The sequence below is a fragment of the Salinimicrobium terrae DSM 17865 genome (assembly GCF_000424665.1).
In the GTDB taxonomy this organism is placed as follows: domain Bacteria; phylum Bacteroidota; class Bacteroidia; order Flavobacteriales; family Flavobacteriaceae; genus Salinimicrobium; species Salinimicrobium terrae.
In genome coordinates this window covers 25,346-42,606 of sequence record NZ_AUKI01000004.1, presented here as the reverse complement: position 1 = coordinate 42,606, position 17,261 = coordinate 25,346, and the positions used below count along the sequence as shown (strand labels likewise).

The 17,261-nt window shown below is 39.9% G+C and carries 16 protein-coding genes; 12 read left to right on the top strand and 4 right to left on the bottom strand.

What is annotated here, in order from left to right; genetic code table 11:
* Positions 1 to 19 precede the first annotated feature (19 nt).
* The 8 genes from H148_RS0101735 to H148_RS0101700 all read left to right on the top strand — a co-directional run bounded on the left by H148_RS0101735 (position 20) and on the right by H148_RS0101700 (position 9,475).
* The gene (locus H148_RS0101735) at positions 20 to 2,425 is read left to right on the top strand and encodes a DUF5916 domain-containing protein (protein WP_245583370.1); all 2,406 of its coding nucleotides are present in this window, start codon (positions 20 to 22) and stop codon (positions 2,423 to 2,425) included.
* A gap of 21 nt (positions 2,426 to 2,446) precedes the next feature.
* Positions 2,447 to 3,106: an ABC transporter ATP-binding protein gene (locus H148_RS0101730; protein WP_029033258.1), complete on the top strand. Its 660-nt coding sequence runs from the start codon at positions 2,447 to 2,449 to the stop codon at positions 3,104 to 3,106.
* Between the two features lie 79 nt (positions 3,107 to 3,185).
* Positions 3,186 to 3,950 carry a TIGR02757 family protein gene (locus H148_RS0101725; RefSeq protein WP_029033257.1) on the top strand — a complete coding sequence of 255 codons (765 nt, stop codon included), beginning with the start codon at positions 3,186 to 3,188 and terminating at the stop codon, positions 3,948 to 3,950.
* A 93-nt stretch (positions 3,951 to 4,043) separates the two neighbouring features.
* On the top strand, positions 4,044 to 5,222 hold the full coding sequence (locus tag H148_RS0101720) for a sensor histidine kinase (RefSeq protein ID WP_037324490.1): 1,179 nt from the start codon (positions 4,044 to 4,046) through the stop codon (positions 5,220 to 5,222).
* 36 nt (positions 5,223 to 5,258) lie between these two features.
* Entirely contained in the window at positions 5,259 to 7,184 is a 1,926-nt protein-coding gene (locus tag H148_RS0101715) for a BatA domain-containing protein (RefSeq protein ID WP_029033255.1), read from the top strand.
* Positions 7,181 to 8,434, top strand: coding sequence for a dihydroorotase (locus H148_RS0101710; RefSeq protein WP_029033254.1), 1,254 nt, complete (start codon positions 7,181 to 7,183; stop codon positions 8,432 to 8,434). The genes H148_RS0101715 and H148_RS0101710 overlap by 4 nt, the downstream gene beginning before the upstream one ends.
* Positions 8,435 to 8,486: 52 nt before the next feature.
* The gene (locus H148_RS0101705; protein WP_029033253.1) at positions 8,487 to 8,813 is read left to right on the top strand and encodes a magnetosome magnetite crystal formation protein family; all 327 of its coding nucleotides are present in this window, start codon (positions 8,487 to 8,489) and stop codon (positions 8,811 to 8,813) included.
* A complete protein-coding gene (locus H148_RS0101700; protein ID WP_029033252.1) occupies positions 8,813 to 9,475 on the top strand; it encodes an alpha/beta hydrolase in 663 nt (220 codons plus the stop codon). Before H148_RS0101705 ends, H148_RS0101700 begins: the two co-directional genes overlap by 1 nt.
* Here H148_RS0101700 and H148_RS0101695 read toward each other — a convergent pair.
* Positions 9,472 to 9,969 (bottom strand): hypothetical protein, encoded by a 498-nt coding sequence (locus H148_RS0101695; protein ID WP_029033251.1) that lies wholly within the window; start codon positions 9,967 to 9,969, stop codon positions 9,472 to 9,474. The two genes, H148_RS0101700 and H148_RS0101695, sit on opposite strands and share 4 nt — an antisense overlap.
* A complete protein-coding gene (locus H148_RS0101690) occupies positions 9,970 to 10,731 on the bottom strand; it encodes an MBL fold metallo-hydrolase (protein ID WP_029033250.1) in 762 nt (253 codons plus the stop codon).
* Positions 10,732 to 10,852: 121 nt separating this feature from the next.
* Here H148_RS0101690 and H148_RS0101685 point away from each other — a divergent pair, with 121 nt between their 5' ends.
* A complete protein-coding gene (locus tag H148_RS0101685) occupies positions 10,853 to 12,307 on the top strand; it encodes a TonB-dependent receptor (protein WP_029033249.1) in 1,455 nt (484 codons plus the stop codon).
* Positions 12,308 to 12,376: 69 nt separating this feature from the next.
* Here the strand turns inward: H148_RS0101685 and H148_RS0101680 are convergent, their stop codons facing one another.
* A complete protein-coding gene (locus tag H148_RS0101680; RefSeq protein ID WP_029033248.1) occupies positions 12,377 to 12,853 on the bottom strand; it encodes an SRPBCC family protein in 477 nt (158 codons plus the stop codon).
* 204 nt (positions 12,854 to 13,057) lie between these two features.
* Here H148_RS0101680 and H148_RS0101675 point away from each other — a divergent pair, with 204 nt between their 5' ends.
* Positions 13,058 to 13,903 (top strand): phosphatase PAP2 family protein, encoded by an 846-nt coding sequence (locus tag H148_RS0101675; RefSeq protein WP_029033247.1) that lies wholly within the window; start codon positions 13,058 to 13,060, stop codon positions 13,901 to 13,903.
* 61 nt (positions 13,904 to 13,964) lie between these two features.
* Entirely contained in the window at positions 13,965 to 15,461 is a 1,497-nt protein-coding gene (locus tag H148_RS0101670; protein ID WP_156877182.1) for a S10 family peptidase, read from the top strand.
* 77 nt (positions 15,462 to 15,538) lie between these two features.
* Here H148_RS0101670 and H148_RS0101665 read toward each other — a convergent pair whose 3' ends face one another.
* Positions 15,539 to 16,357, bottom strand: a complete 819-nt coding sequence (locus H148_RS0101665) for a Cof-type HAD-IIB family hydrolase (RefSeq protein ID WP_029033245.1) — start codon at positions 16,355 to 16,357, stop codon at positions 15,539 to 15,541.
* Between the two features lie 224 nt (positions 16,358 to 16,581).
* On the opposite strand from H148_RS0101665, the gene H148_RS17015 reads away from it, so the two are divergent.
* Positions 16,582 to 17,175 carry a DUF6448 family protein gene (locus H148_RS17015; protein ID WP_051286116.1) on the top strand — a complete coding sequence of 198 codons (594 nt, stop codon included), beginning with the start codon at positions 16,582 to 16,584 and terminating at the stop codon, positions 17,173 to 17,175.
* Positions 17,176 to 17,261: the final 86 nt, after the last annotated feature.

Here is a 17,261-nt window from a genome sequence, read left to right as displayed (position 1 = left end):
GCTGTTAATATTGCTTTTTATGATCACAGCATCACTGTTTTCACAGCACAATGGACTTCGGCAGAAAAAAACATATACGACTACAAGAATTGAAAGTAAACCCGTAATTGATGGGGTGCCGAATGATGTTATATGGCAGAACATTCCCGTAGCTACCAATTTTGTAATGTATGAACCGGGAGATGGCAAGCCTTCCCGAAGTACACATCAAACCGAAGTTAAAATCGCATACAACGACGAGGCAATTTATGTGGCCGCATATCTATATGATGAAGAACCGTCCCAAATAAGACGTGAATTCGCCCAACGTGATAACATTCCCACCACAGATTACTTCTTTTTTGATCTAAACACTTATAATGACGGAGAAAATCAAACCCGCTTCTATGTTACGGCTGCAGGTACTCTTGCCGATGCAAAAATGAAAGGTGAGAATGAAGATTTTGCATATAATGTAGTATGGGAAGCAAATGTTTCCTTAGATGATGAAGGCTGGTATGTTGAAATGGAGATCCCCTACTCTGCCTTAAGGTTTCCCAAAATTGAAGAGCAGCTTTGGAGTATGCAATTAGGCCGCCACATCAGTTATCTCAACGAAACCTATGTTTGGAATTATATCAATAAATCTGTGGGGATAAGCACCCACTACAATGGCCTTTTAAAGGGGATAGAAAATATTGACGCGCCGGTACGGCTGAGTTTTTATCCATACGTGTCGGGCGAGGTCAATTATTTTGATGATGAAGCAACCACTGCTTTCAATGCAGGAATGGACTTCAAGTATGGAATTAATGATGCCTTTACTCTGGACGCAACATTAGTTCCCGACTTTGGGCAGACAGCCTATGATGAAGTTGAGCTGAATCTCGGTCCCTTTGAACAGACGTTTGGCGAAAACAGGGCATTTTTTACTGAAGGAACTGAACTTTTTACCAAAGGCAACCTTTTCTATTCCCGCAGAATTGGTGATACACCTATTGGATTTAATGAAGCCCAGGATGCGAGGCTGGAAAATGAAGACATAATAGAGAATCCTGAAACTACGAACCTCCTGAATGCTCTGAAGATCTCCGGAAGAACGGAAAACGGTCTGGGAATAGGGTTTTTTAATGCAATTACTAAAAGCCAAAAAGCCAGGTACTACAATAGAATTACTGGAAAGGAAAGAGAATTTGTGACAGCACCTTTGGCGAATTACAACATCTTTGTACTAGATCAGCAATTCGACCAAAAATCTTCTGTTTCCATCATCAATACCAATGTTACCAGGGAAGGACATTTTAGAGATGGTAATGTCACCGGATTTCTGTTTGATGTCTATAATAAAGCTAGTTCTTTTAACTTTTCGGGAGAGGCTAAGATGAGTCGGATAAATTACACCGATAGGAATAAAACAGGTTTTGCATCAGAATTCGGCTTTGCTCGCACCAAGGGAAAATTCCGCTATGGGATTTCTCATGAATTTGCCAATAAGACCTATGATATCAACGACCTGGGGTTGAATTTTATTAACAATTACAACAACTTTTTCTGGGATACCTCCTACCGCATTTTTGAGCCCCATGGAATTTTCAACAGTTACAATATCAGGTTGTATGGCAATCATCAGCGGCGCTACGATCCCGACGTTGTAGTAACAAATAACCTGGGATCCAGCTTCTTCGCAATGACCCGAGACCGTTTTGCTTTTGGAGGTTCCGTAAATTACAGCACTCCCTTTAAAGATTTTTTCGAACCCCGCCGTGAGAATTCCTTTATTACTTATTCAGAAAATGCTTCAGCTGAAGGTTGGATTTCTTCAGATTACCGAAAAAGAATTGCAGTTGATTCACGGCTGGGTTACAATAAGTATCTGGGAACGCAGCACGGTCAAATTAACTTCAGCTTTAGCCCGCGGTTGAGAATTAGCAACAAGTTCATGATCATTTACTCCTTTGAATTTATGAATGAAAATGACAGGGAAAGCTTTGTAACATTACTCCCCAAAAATGTCATTTTTGGCACCCGTTCCATGCAGAGTGTTGAAAATTCCCTGCAGGGAAATTACAATTTTAATACCCATGAAGCATTAAGTCTTAGCTTCAGGAATTTTTGGTCTTCAGCAGACTTTGGAAATAATAGCTTCACCCGCCTGCAAAGTAATGGCAGTTTAGTTCCCTTTGACTACAAACTTAATGAGGAAAATGATCCTGATGCAAATTTCAATATATGGAATCTCGACCTGAGTTACCAGTGGCGGTTTGCTCCCGGTAGTGAAATGATTCTGCTTTATCGTAATTCCCTTTTCAAGGTTGATAAGCAGAGTGAACTGGCTTATCTGGAAAGTCTCGATAATTTGTTTGGGCAGCCCGCAAGGCATAATCTTTCCCTACGTGTTGTTTATTATTTGGATTATAATACCATAAAAAATACTATTAAAGGTTAATATTGCAACAAGATCCTAAATATGATAGAAGCTCGAAACATTCATAAAAGCTACAATGACCTTCATGTTTTAAAGGGAGTAGACCTGCATATACCAAAAAGTGAAATTGTTTCCATTGTTGGCGCATCCGGGGCGGGAAAGACAACTTTGCTTCAGATTCTTGGAACCCTCGAAAAACCTGACCGAAATAAAGATAGTCTATTAAAGGTGAATGGGATAGATGTCTATTCCCTGAACTCCAAGGATCTGGCGAGATTTAGGAACGAGAATATTGGATTTATTTTTCAGTTTCACCAGTTGTTACCGGAGTTTACTGCCCTTGAAAACATTTGTATTCCGGCTTTTATCGGAAACCGAAACAAAGCTGAGACTGAAAAAAGAGCCAAAGAACTTTTGGGCTTCCTTGGACTTTCAGAAAGAGCAGATCACAAACCAGCCGAAATGAGTGGCGGGGAACAACAACGTGTTGCCGTAGCCCGCTCTCTTATTAACAATCCGGGAGTTATCTTTGCCGATGAACCTTCGGGTAACCTGGATAGTGAATCGGCAGAAAATCTGCACAAGCTTTTTTTCGACCTCAGAAAAGAATTTGGACAAACATTTGTCATCGTTACCCATAACGAAGAACTCGCGAACATGGCCGACAAAAAATTGACTATGGTAGACGGGAAAATCGTTTAAAATTTAAATGTTCCTGTAATCCATAGAAATATTTAGTATAAATCCCGAGTCACATCTCATTAAAAATTTCATGTCATTAATGACAAAAACCGAACTTAAAGAATTTCTTGACTTTAAGGTTGATCAATACAACACAGCCGAATTTATTGAAACAGATCCTGTGCAGATCCCTCATCTTTTCAGTAAAAAAGAAGACATTGAGATTTCGGGATTCTTAACAGCGACAATTTCCTGGGGTAACAGGAAAAGTATTCTCAAGAATGCCAATTCATTGATAGGATTGCTGGAATATGCTCCTTATGATTTTGTTCAAAATCATTCAGAAACTGACCTGGAAAAGTTGGAAAAATTTGTTCATCGCACTTTTAATGGTGGCGATCTAATTTATTTTATTACAGCTTTTCAAAACATTTACAGGGAGCACCAAGGCCTGGAACACATATTTAGTAAACATTCAAGTAAAGATAGCTTACAACCTGCAATCCACGAATTTAAGAAAATATTTTTCGAATTACCTCACGAGAAAAGGACCGAAAAACATGTGAGTGACCCGTTAAAGAATTCCGCAGCTAAGAGGATCAATATGTTTTTGCGTTGGATGGTACGAAATGACTCAAGGAATGTAGATCTGGGTATTTGGAAAAGTCTTTCCCCCGCTCAACTTAGTTGTCCGCTGGATGTACATTCGGGGAATGTTGCCAGAAAACTGGGACTTCTAAAGCGCAAACAAAATGACGCCAAAGCTTTGGCTGAACTTGATACAAATCTTCGGAAACTTGACCGTCAGGACCCGGTAAAATATGATTTTGCATTATTTGGCCTTGGCGTCTTTGAGAATTATTAGTCCTACTGTAGGAACTTTCTCAAATATTTTAAGTTTAATTCCAAATTTTTTAGAAGCAATTGATATCTTTAACTAGTTCTAAGGTTGATATTTATGCCCAATTCCCAAATTCAGAAAATTGGAAGCCGTCAACACCCGGCTCCCGAAGAATTTCAGATCCTAAAGACCTCTGCAGACAGCGATTTTTCTGATCTTCTTTTTCTCTGTTCCCAGGTAGTTCAGGCTCCGGCTGCGGCTCTGGTAGTTGTGGAAAATGAACGGGCGTGGATTAAAAGTACTTACGGTTTACCAATTGAAGAATTTGATACAGGGACTTCGCTGTGGGAACAGGTGCTTGAGCAGAATGAGGTTCTTATTTTTAACGAACAGGAACTAAACATTCCAGGATTTGAAAATGAAAATATCATTGCTGTACCGGTAATTACTGCAACAGGTGAAAAACTCGGCATTATTGGCCTTTTTGACCCCAAGAGCACCAGGTTAGCCCAAAACCAAAAACGTTCTTTAAAAGTTCTCGTTAATCAAATCCTAAATGATATTGCTTTTAGAAAACAACAAAACCAGTACCAGCGTATTCAGCAGGATCTGGAACAGCGTTTTAAGGAGCTGGAGAGATTTGCCAGCGTTGTATCCCATGATATTAAATCTCCCCTTGCTAACATTATTTCCCTCGTGGAATTATTAAAAGAAGAAAATAAGGAAAAATTTGATGAGGAGACTCAGCAGTATATTGAATTTCTTTCCCAGGCTTCTCACAGTTTAAGGAACTATGTTGACGGGTTGTTGGTTTTTTACCGTAGCGAACGAATTCTGGAAAAAGAGGAGGAAGATGTGGATTTAAAAACCTTCTTCAAAAACATCGTAAATCTTTACACCGTAAGCCCAAATATCCAGATCACTTACCCGGAAAAAGGGATTCTAAAAAAGGTAAATAAAGCTGCTCTTACCCAAATTTTCTTTAACCTTATAAGTAACGCGCTTAAGTATAATCATAAGGAAAAGCGCAGAGTAGAAATTGAATTCAGAAGTCTTGAGAATTTCTACGAGTTTGAGGTTAAAGATAACGGTGACGGAATACCGAGAGAGAGCTTTGGTAAAATATTCGACCTGTTCACCACTCTGGATCTCAATGACCGGGATGGCAACCCTGGAAGTGGCATTGGCCTGGCAACCGTTAAAAAAATTTTGACGCACCTGGGAGGAGATATTACAATTGAATCTGAACCGGGAGAAGGCAGTAATTTTAAGTTTCAAATTAAAAGGTCTTGCTAAGACCTTTTTTTATATTTGACAAAAGAATGCCTGCGCATGTACTTTAAATATCCGGAACTGCTTTATGCCTTGATTTTACTGGTGATCCCAATCCTGGTACACCTGTTTCAACTCCGAAGGTTCAGGACTACTGAATTCACCAATGTCAAATTCCTTAAAAAGGCTGTCCTACAGACCCGAAAAAGTTCCCGAATAAAAAAGTTTCTTATCCTTTGTACCAGGCTGCTACTTCTAGCCTGTGTCATTATTGCCTTTGCGCAACCCTACTTCCCTCCTGCTTCGGGCGAAATTAAGGAAACTGAAACGGTAATCTACCTGGATAACTCCTACAGTATGCAGGCCCAGGGAAAGAACGGCATACTTTTAAGAAGAAGCATTCAGGATCTCCTGGAGAATATTCCCGAAGAAGAAATGGTGACCTTATTCACCAATGATGAAGAATATCGGGAAATTACTGTTAACAGTTTACGTGAAAGAGTACAAGAAGAAAATTTTTCACCCACAGAACTCTCCTGGAGAGCTGTTGAATTAAAAGCTCAAAACCTTTTCCGAAATTCAACTAATTCTCAGAAAAACTTCATTGCGATTTCCGATTTTCAGCATCTGCAGGATTCTGTCTCTGCCCTGGGAAATGATATCAACACCTATCTTGTACAGTCAAGTCCGGAAAACTTCTCCAACGTTGCAGTAGATTCTGCCTGGGTTTCAAACCGGGGACTGGATGAAACTGTTCTTAATGTGTCTTTTTCGGCTTTTGGAGATAGGCAGGAGGAAGTTGCCGTAGGTTTATATAATGGGGATCGCATGCTCGCAAGAAAAACAATAGAACTAAATGAAGATCTAAAAGGAAGAACCACCTTTAATCTTGCCGCAGGTGCCATACCTCATGGGAAGATAGAAATTGAAGACAACGGACTACAATTCGACAACAGGTTGTACTTCAGCATTAACGAAATCGCTCCGGTGAATGTGGTAGTGATTGGAGATACCGAATCAGATTTTCTGCAAAGGATCTATAATTCTCCTGAATTTAATCTGGCGATTCTTCCTGAGAACAATATTGATTATAACCTCCTCTCCCAGGCGAACCTTGTTATCCTGAACCAGCCCGAAAAAATTCCTTTTTCTATGCTCAATCTTCTTCAACAACTGGTTAAAGAAGAAGTTTTACTGGTAATTATTCCCACAGTAGAGGGAGAAATCAAGGATTACAACACGCTCCTGAAAAATCTGGAACTACCAACTTTCGGACCTTTGAACACAGAGGAAAAATTGATCACCGATATCATATTCGAGCACCCACTGTATAATAGTGTCTTTAACGAAAGGGTTTCAAATTTTGAATATCCAAAAGTACAGAGCTCCTTCCCTTTAAGTAAAGCGACCGCAGGTATTCTTGAATATCAAAACGGACAGGCTTTTCTTTTTGAACAAGACGATGTTTTCGTATTTACAGCAGCATTAGACAGAGAGAATTCCAACTTTAAAAATTCTCCCCTCATTGTTCCTACTTTTTACAATATTGGGAATACTGCTATTTCAGGGTCTAACATGTATAATATATTGGGTAGATCCCAAACGATTGGAATTCAGGCGAATCTTGAAAAAGACGAGATACTTAAATTATCCTCTCCTGAAACCACTTTCATCCCGCAACAGCAAAGTTCTCAGAACAAGGTCCAACTTGTACTTGATGAGCTGCCAAAAAGACCGGGACATTTTGACGTACTGCAAGACGAAACTATACTGAAGACTCTTAGTTTTAATGTACCTAGGACGGAGAGTGATCCTGTAAATACATTATTAACCGAAAGAGAAAAAGTTTCCGTACACTCCTCCATTCCGGGAGTTTTTTCGAAAATTGAATCGGCTAATGAAGTAGACAGCCTTTGGAAATGGTTTATTATTTTTGCATTGTTTTTCTTACTTACTGAAATACTCATTCTTAAATTCTTCAAATGAAAATACTCATCAAATCTGCCCGGATTATTGATAATGAAAGTCCATACAACAATAAAGTGATGGATATCCTGGTGGAAAATGGTATTATTAAGGAAATCGCTCCCGTAGTGAAAGTGCGTAAACCTGACCTGGAAGTCAATTTTGAAAATCTGCACGTTTCCCAGGGTTGGTTTGACAGTAGCATTAATTTTGGGGAACCGGGGTTTGAAGAAAGAGAAACTCTTGAAAACGGATTAAGAACAGCAGCTTATAGCGGCTTTACTGCAATAGCTTTAAATCCGGGTCACGATCCGGTGACCGACAATAAAGGTGCTGTTACTTTCTTGAAAAATAAAGCTGAAAAACAGCCCGTCTCCTTACTGCCTATTGGTGCACTTACCCGCAAAAGTGAAGGAAAGGATATGGCTGAACTTTATGACATGCAACAGGCAGGAGCCGTAGCTTTTGGAGATTTCAAAAAGTCCGTTTCCAATCCTAATTTATTAAAACTGGCGCTACAGTATTCTCAAAATTTCGATGGACTTGTTATGTCCTTTCCGCAGGAAGACAGGATCGCACTCAACGGGCAGGTCAATGAGCATGAGAGTAGCACCATGTTAGGATTAAAAGGAATTCCGGCTTTAGCCGAGGAACTACAAATCACCAGGGACCTTTATATTCTTGAGTACACAGGGGGAAAACTTCATATACCCACGATTTCCACAGCAAAATCTGTCGAAATTATTCGAGATGCAAAGGAAAGAGGTCTGGATGTTTCATGCAGTGTGGCCATTCACAATCTTTTTTTAACAGATGAAGTTCTTAATGAATTTGATACCAATGCCAAAGTACTCCCGCCTCTTAGGACAAAATCTGATGTTAAGGCTTTGATTTCAGGCGTTAAAGATGGCACCATTGATATGGTAACTTCAGATCATATTCCTATTGATGTGGAGCACAAAAAAGTGGAATTCGATAATGCCCTTTTTGGCACCCTGGGCCTGGAATCGGCTTTAGGAGCCTTGCTGAAGTTGTTCTCGGTTAGAACAACAGTCAAAGTTCTTACTTCCGGTAAATCAAGATTTAATCTAGGGGAAAATGTTATTGATGAAGGATCTCCGGCTAACTTCAGTTTCTTTGATCCGGACAGGGAATATATCTTTCAAAAAGAGCATATTTTAAGTACTTCTAAAAACAGTTTATTCATGGGAAAAGAATTGAAAGGAAAAGTTTATGGTATCTTAGTGGGTGAGGAATATTTAGCTTCCTGAAATCTGTATAAAAGCAGGAAATTCGGTAAATTTATGGCTTAATTATTTCACCATGGAAAGCGTCGCAAACGAGGGAAAAGCTGCAGCAATTTGGGCCTATTTAACTATAATAGGAACTATAATTGCCTATTTTCTCAATAATGATTCAAAGAACCCATTTGCCTCTTTTCACATTAGACAGGGGCTGGGAATTCATATTACTTTCTACCTGCTGGGGATGATCGTTTCATGGTTTAACTCCTGGTTGATATCAGCTCCATTTTATATTTTTATTGTTGTTTTGGTAGGGTATGGCTTAATTGGTGCTATACAGGGAGAAAGAAACGAAGTGCCTATTTTAGGAAAACAATTTCAAAAATGGTTTAGTACAATTAATTAATGGAAGCAGAAACATTTACTTTATATCACTTAATAAGAAAGCCTAAGAAGCATGTAGAAAAAGCCCCTCTTCTAATTATGTTGCACGGTTATGGCAGCAATGAAGAGGATCTGTTCTCTTTTGCAGAAGATCTTCCCGACGAACTTTTTATAATTTCCGTAAGAGCACCGTATCCCATGGCTCCCTATGGAAACGCATGGTATGCTATTCACTGGCAGGGAAGTACAGACGGGAAATTCAGCGACGATAATCAGGCGGTGGTCTCCCGTGAAAAGATCATGCAATTTCTGGATGAGGTTATTGAAGAATATCCTGTAGATCCAACCAATGTTACCCTTGTTGGTTTTAGTCAGGGATGTATCCTTAGTTTTGCTGTAGCCCTCTCCTATCCCGAAAAGATCAAGAATGTTATTGGCTTAAGCGGCTACATTAATAAGGAAATCCTGAAGCAGGAATATGAGAAGAATGATTTTTCAAACCTCTCTGTTTACAGTTCTCACGGTACGGCAGACCAGGTAATCCCTGTAGAATGGGCGCGAAAGACCAAGCCCTTTCTAGATACTTTAAAGATTGAGAACACATTTTCTGAATTTCCTGTAGGGCATGGCGTTGCACCACAAAATTTTCAGGAGCTTAGAAAGTGGCTCGAAGAGCAGCTTTAATTTTGGGGATATAGCACGGCCTTTTCAGAAAAGACCTCCACATTACCTTCTTCATCAATTTCGAAGCTAATTAGTAAGTCGCCCCAGTAAGTTCCATCAGTAAAACTTGCAATGGCCCATTTATGGTTGAGAAGTTTCACCTTGTTGATCCTGAAAGGTCCACTCATTCCCTCATACGGGACCAGGTCGTTATCTTCCTCTGCAGTATTTCTGCTTATAAGAGCCTCCTCTACTTTTAAGATTATTTCAGCAGGATCAAAACCACGGTTTTCCAGGTAGGTAAGCGCTTCTTCATTAGAAATAAGCGAAAAGGTGTCCTCCTGAATAATAGATTCTGCTGCACTATCACCACTATATTTTTGTTCCTCCAGTTGTTCCCTTAGGAATTCAATTTCTTTATCTTTTGATGCTACTACTTTACTGCCGTTCACGTAGAAAATTACCGCTAGTAGGATTGTGAAAACGAACAGGTACATTAAAAAACTTTTCCGCATTTAAATTTTTATTTGAAGGTTGTCATACGCCAGGAAGACATTTTCGGGCAGTTCGGCCTGCACCTCGTCATGAAAACCCATGTGATGGCTTATGTGAGTAAGATATGCCTTTTCAGGCCCTATTTTTTTAATAAATTGAAGAGCTTCTTCCAGGTTAAGATGGGAATGGTGGGGCTCTTTTCGCAGTGCATTGATCACGAGTACATCAACACCTTTAAGCTTTTCTGCCTCTTCTTCTTCTATGGTCTTTGCGTCTGTCACATACGCAAAATCCCGAATCCTGAATCCAAAAACCTGCACACGATTGTGCATTACATTTACAGGATTAACATTTATTCCTTTGACCGTAAACGATTTGTTCTCAATTACATGTTCCTGCACACTGGGGGCACCGGGGTACTTATTTTCGGAAGCAAAGATATAGTCAAATCGTTTTTGAAGAGAAGTTAGGACCCGGGCATGTGCGTATACAGGAATGTCTCCCTGGCGAAAAAAATAAGGTCTTATATCGTCGAGTCCTATGGTGTGATCATTATGTTCATGAGTATATAAAATAGCATCAATGCGCTGCACTTTATTTGACAACATTTGCTGCCTGAAGTCAGGACCACAATCAATAAGAAGGTTAAGTTTGTCTACTTCAATCAAAACTGAAACCCTTAATCTTTTATCTTTAGGATTATCGCTTTGGCAAACCGGATGATCACTGCCTATAACCGGGATTCCCTGCGAAGTTCCTGTGCCTAAAAATGTAACCTTCAAAGCTCTGAATTTTTCCACAAAACTAAGTATTATTTTTTTGTTTGGCCCTGCATTTTAGTACCTTTGGATACAATTTGGCGTTCTCTACAGAGGAATCCATTTTGCACAAAAAAAAACAGCTATGCCAATAACTATAATGGGTGACAGGGAGTTTGAAAACGTCCCGTCGATCAAGAGTAAGGCTTTACGAATTAACCTGAATGAAAATATTTACGGAACCTTTTCTGAAATTGGTGCGGGACAGGAAACTGTCCGTAACTTTTTCAGGGCCGGAGGAGCTTCAGGAACGATTGCAAAGGCGATGAGTGCCTACGATAAGGACTTTAGTGACGCGATCTACGGAATTGAAGATGACAGAAGGTATGTTACCGAAGAGAGATTAAAAAAGATGCTTACTCATGAGACAAATCTCATCGAACAAAGGATCTCCCGCGAAAAACACCCCAATAAATTATTTTTTACTTACGCCAACACTGTTGCCACTATTGATTTTGCTAAGAAGTACAAAGGCCATGGCTGGGTTGGAATAAAATATCAGGTGCATCCCGAAGAAGGTTATAATGAAATAAGCCTTCACGTGCGTTTTCATGAAAATGATGCGCGCCTGCAACAAAATACCCTCGGTATCCTTGGTGTAAATCTTATTTACGGAGCGTATTATAAATATGATAACCCCAAGAAATTACTCCGTTACCTTTATGATCACATTGATAAAGATCAGATAGAAATAGATACCATTAATTTCGCCGGACCTCGTTTTGAAAAGGTTGATAACAGGTTAATGAGTCTGCAGCTGGTCAAGAATGGAATGACCGAAGCAGTTATGTTCGCACCCGATGGGAACAACGTATTACCGGCTAAAATTCTTTATAAAAAGAATATCCTTGCCCTGCGCGGTAGCTTTAGACCGGTAACAAAGGTGAATATGGACATGTATAAACGTTCCATGGAGCTTTTCCTGAGTGAAAACAGGGTTTCTGAAGATAATACCGAAGTTATATTTGAAATAACCCTCTCCAATCTTCGTGCGGAAGGAGAGATAGATGAAAGAGATTTTATGGACAGGGCAGAGTTACTTTGTTCCCTAGGCCAGACCGTGATGATCTCCAATTTCCAGGAATACTATAAAGTTGTGGAATATTTTTCCCGCTATACGAAAGAACGAATGGGTCTCGCAATGGGTGTAAACAACCTTGTAGATATTTTCGATGAGAAGTACTACAGGCATCTAAGCGGAGGAATCCTGGAAGCCTTTGGTAAGTTATTCTTTAAAGATCTTAAAGTATATCTGTATCCGTTTAAAGACCGTGAGACCGGAGAAATTACGACCAGCGAAAATCTTAAAGTTCATCCAAGAATGAAGGAACTATACAAGTTCTTCAAGTATAATGGTAAAGTTGTGGATATCTCTAATTATGATCCTGCCATCCTGGATATATTTTCCAGAGAAGTGCTGCAGTTGATTGCAGAAGGTAAAGGCGGCTGGGAAGAAATGCTACCTGAAAGAACCACCGCTATGATCAAGGAACACGACCTGTTTAGTCATTATAAACAAAAAGCCGCACAGAAGATCTAATTTTTTTAGTTAGTACCAGAACCGCTTAAATTGCTTCAGAAATCTTTACGAAAGGTTTTAAAAAGCAGATTAAGTGGTTTCTTTTTTATAAGTCCCGAAAAGCTCTTCCAGCTTTTCTCTTCTGAAATTAAAAATCTCCTCTAGTTTAGGACGAACAACGAATGGATGTACTGCCTGTCCCAATAAACCCAGCGGTAGTTTATAATCAATTATATCTTCCATTTCCACTCCCCCGTCTATTTCTCTGAAGAAATGTTTGTGATGCCAAAGAGAATATGGCCCAAATCGCTGTTCGTCTACAAAATACTCCGGCTCCTTTACGTGTGTTATTTCCGTAACCCATTTGGTCCTGATGCCGGCAACCGGAGTGACGATATATTGAATAATCTGTCCGGCGAACATAGGACGACCTCCACCCGCTGTGATATCAAAACCCATATAGGAAGGTGTAATGGTTTTAAGATTTGCAGGATCTGAAAAAAAATTCCAGGCTTCTTTGAGCGAAATAGGCAATCGCTGGAGAGTTTGTAGTTGATATAATTTCATAAATTTTCTTCAAAGATAATAATGTTTAAATATTTAATGTGTAATATAAACATTTCAATTATGATTGAGTTCCATTATAGACGTACAAAAAAGAAGAATTATTTAAAAGTTTTCTGAAAAGGCACGTAACCACTCTTATAATTGCGTTAATTCTTCAGGTAATAATTGCCAAAACCGCGAGATTTGACCAAAATAATTTTAACGATGAAGAATTCCATATTCCCCCTAATCTTTATATTCTTATTTTCCTTTTCCACCTATTCCCAAACTTATTCCTCTAATACCGGCGACAAATCCAGTTCTCCCTATGAAATCAGCTGGGCAGTTGACGGTCCTTATCTGGGCTTATCCTTAGGACTTAATGCTCTGGGATTTAAATTCATCCAGGATAAAGAAGGTCTCACTGTCGCAGAAATGAATAACTTATCAAAAGATGATGTCCCAAAAATAGACAGGTTTTTAGCCGGTAACTATAGTCCAGAGGCGAGTACATTAAGTGATTATCCTTTTTACGGATCCTTTGCTGTACCGGTAGTAATGATGCTGGCAGATAAAAATATGCGATCTAATGCAGGTCAGATTTCAATTTTGTTTGTAGAAAGCATGGCAACTACCGGAGCAATGTACACTATCACTGCCGGGTTGATAGACAGACCGCGACCTTTGGTATATAACACTTCTGTACCCGAAGGGGAGCGCACCGAAAGCGGTGCCCAAAGATCATTTTTCGCAGGACACACCGCAGCAACTGCCTCTGCTACCTTTTTCGCAGCCAAAATCTATAACGACTTTTATCCAGACTCCGCAGCTAAACCTTATGTATGGACTGCCGCAGCTATTGTTCCTGGATGGGTAGCCTATTTAAGATCTAAAGCGGGAAAGCATTTTTTAACCGATAACATCGTGGGCTACGCAATTGGTGCAGCCAGTGGAATTTTGATTCCTGAATTTCACAAAAAGAAAGAAAGCAATCTTGTAATCGCTCCCACAATGGGACTGGATGTACAAGGAAATGAATACCAGGGACTTTCTCTGCAATACTCCTTTTAAGATTTAAGCCTCTTTTTCCCGCTGAAATTTCTATTTTTAGGCTTTTAATTAAATCCTGAAAATGAAAAAAATTATTTGCTTGGCGATCTTTTTCGCTTTTTTTAACTCTGAAGCTACGGCACAGAAATCAGTTGAAGTTCCTGTAGATACTACGGTTGCTACCTCTCACAGGGTCAATATCAATGGCCAGAGAATAGATTACACTGCTATTACCGGTACCCAACCTGTTTGGAATGACTCCGGCGAAGCTATTGCCAGTTTGTTTTATACTTACTATAAAAGAGACGACGCCCGGGACCTGAAGAATCGGCCGTTGGTAATCTCCTTCAATGGTGGACCTGGGTCTGCTTCTGTTTGGATGCATATAGCCTACACCGGGCCACGCGTACTGGAAATAGATCCCGAAGGTTTCCCCGTACAGCCTTATGGCATTAAAGAAAATCCTTATTCTATTCTTGATATCGCCGATATTGTGTACGTCAATCCTGTAAATACCGCATTCTCACGAATAATTGAGCCTGAAGGAGAGAAAAAACGGGATCGTGATCAATTTTTTGGTGTGAATGCAGATGTTAGTTACCTCGCCAAATGGATCAATACATTTGTTACCCGATATGACCGGTGGCTGTCTCCTAAATACCTTATCGGGGAAAGTTATGGAACGACCAGGGTTTCGGGATTAGCATTGGAGCTGCAGAATTCACAGTGGATGTATCTCAATGGGGTGATTCTGGTTTCACCTACAGAGATTGGAATAGACAGAGAAGGTCCGGTAGAAGTTGCAAACCGTCTCCCCTACTTTACCGCTGCCGCATGGTATCACAATCTACTTCCGGAAGACCTTCAAAAAAGGGATTTAGAAGAGCTGCTTCCGGAAGTGGAACAATACGCCATAAATGATTTATTACCGGCCCTGGCAAAAGGAGGCTTTTTGGAGGAGGAAAGGAAACAGGAAGTAGCCGCAACTATGGCACGCTATTCCGGAATCTCGCAGGAAGAAATCCTTCAGCATAATCTGGAAGTTCCTTACAGATATTTCTGGAAAGATCTTCTAAGAGATCAAAAAGGTTTAACGGTAGGAAGACTTGATTCCCGATACGTAGGGTTGGATCGCAAGGAAGCCGGGGATTCCCCCGATTATAATTCTGAACTTACTTCCTGGCTGCACTCCTTTACACCTGCGATAAACCATTATCTTCGAAATGATCTCAATTTCAAAACAGACCTTACTTATTATATGTTTGGTCCTGTGCACCCTTGGGACAGGAGCGGTAATAATACCGGAGAAAATCTGCGACAGGCTATGGCCCAAAATCCTAACCTGGACGTCTTGATCCAAAGTGGATATTTCGATGGGGCCACCACTTATTTTGATGCCAAATACACGATGTGGCAGTTAGATCCAAGCGGGAAGATGCGCGACAGGTTGAGCTTTAAAGGCTATCGAAGTGGACATATGATGTACCTGAGAAATGAAGACCTTAAAAAGGCAAATGATGACCTGAGAGAATTTATTCTTAACTCATTGCCAAGGCCGGGAGCACCCGCAACTTATTAGATAAAAGTATAAACTAAAAAAGCCATTCCTTTTTATCAGGGAATGGCCTTTTTAGTTTCTGAATTTATTCGAGAATATTATGCTTTGGTCGATTTTATAGAATTTAAGAGTTCTTCCAATACTTTTTCCACTCCCAGTTCATCATTACTACCGGCATGATGCGTAGCAACATCTTTAACTTCCTGATGTGCATTTTTCATTGCGTAGCTGTAACCTGAGTGCTGAAATAATTCAATGTCATTCAGGTAATCCCCAAATGCTACTGTTTCCTCTTCTTTAACTCCCATTTTCTCCTGCACTGCCTTTAAAGCGTTTCCTTTCTGTGCTTCTTTATCATTAAAATCTATCCAGATTTCCCCCGATAGTTTGACCTGCAGGCGATTTTTAAAATGTTTCAGGTGCGGCAGGGAATTCTTTTCTGCTCCGCTTAAGTCACATATAGTAAATTTAAGAAAGAGGTCATCCTTCACTTCCAGAAGATCGTCCACAACCTTATACTTCTCATAATGATTAAGAAAAGGTTCCATAAATTCTGGATCTGTACTTTCAATATAGGCTTGGTCCCTTCCGCAGAGAATAAGGTATTTACCGCCAAGCTTCCGGACTTCTTTAATGATCTCATGGACTACCTCCTTCTCCATGGGAACAATATGCAGTTGTTCATCTCTATGCATTACAATAGCACCATTCTCGGCTATATAGATAAGCTCATCCTTAATCGCGTCCATACGTTCGCTAAGGCTGTAATACTGTCTGCCACTTGCCACTGCAAATTTTATATCCTGCTGCTGTAGCTCCCTGAAAATTCTTATAAACTGCGGACTCACCTCATGTTTACTGTTCAATAAAGTGCCATCCATATCGCTCACCACGAGCTTTATTTTTGAATAATTCATGTTTTTTACCTCTTAAAAGTGGCAAAAATAAGGGAAGTTCTGAGTAAGAAATAAAGTTGAACGTTAATTTGTGGTGAAGATTTGATTTTAAATAATGAGCCCATCCTCTCTGGGACAGGGTTTAAGAAATATTTGACTCTATTTTTTTATAATCCTGACATTTCTCATTGTGGCACTTATCACACATCATTAATTTATTAGCCGAATCAACTAAAATAATAATCATGAAAACGTTTAAAAGAATTCCGACCATAAGTATCCTTTTTCTCCTGCTCTTCGGTATAACCATTACCGAATCCTTGGCACATTGTGACAGAAAGAATGGTCCCGTGGCTGTTGCTGCCCGGGAAGCGCTCCAAACAGAAAATATTGACAAAATTTTGATCTGGGTTGGTGAGAAACAGGAAGAAGAGCTAAGGGAGAAATTTCAGCAGAGTGTGCAGGTCTATAAAAAAGGAGGAGAATCAAAACAGCTTGCAGAGGAATATTTTATGGAAACTTCTGTTCGGCTTCACAGGGAAGCGGAAGGTTTACCTTTTACCGGATTAAAAGATGCCCAACCTAATCCTGAAGATATTGAAGCTGCAGAAAATGCATTGGATTCGGGAAATATTGATCCCGTAGTCAGCCTTCTAAGTGAAGAAATAAATCAAAAAGTCACCCATTGGTTCAGAAAGGCCAGGGAAGCCAAAGAAAACAGGAGTAGCAGCATCGAAGCAGGTAGAGAATGGGTAGATACTTATGTGCGATATATCACCTACATTCATGGACTTTATCAAACAATACAGCAAGGACCTCCACATGGTGTCGGGGAATAAGGCAACTTCTAAAAAGGTAAGAATTTTCGTAACATAAACTATAACAGAAGTTTACGAAATAATTAACCACGGCAGAAGTAGAAAGG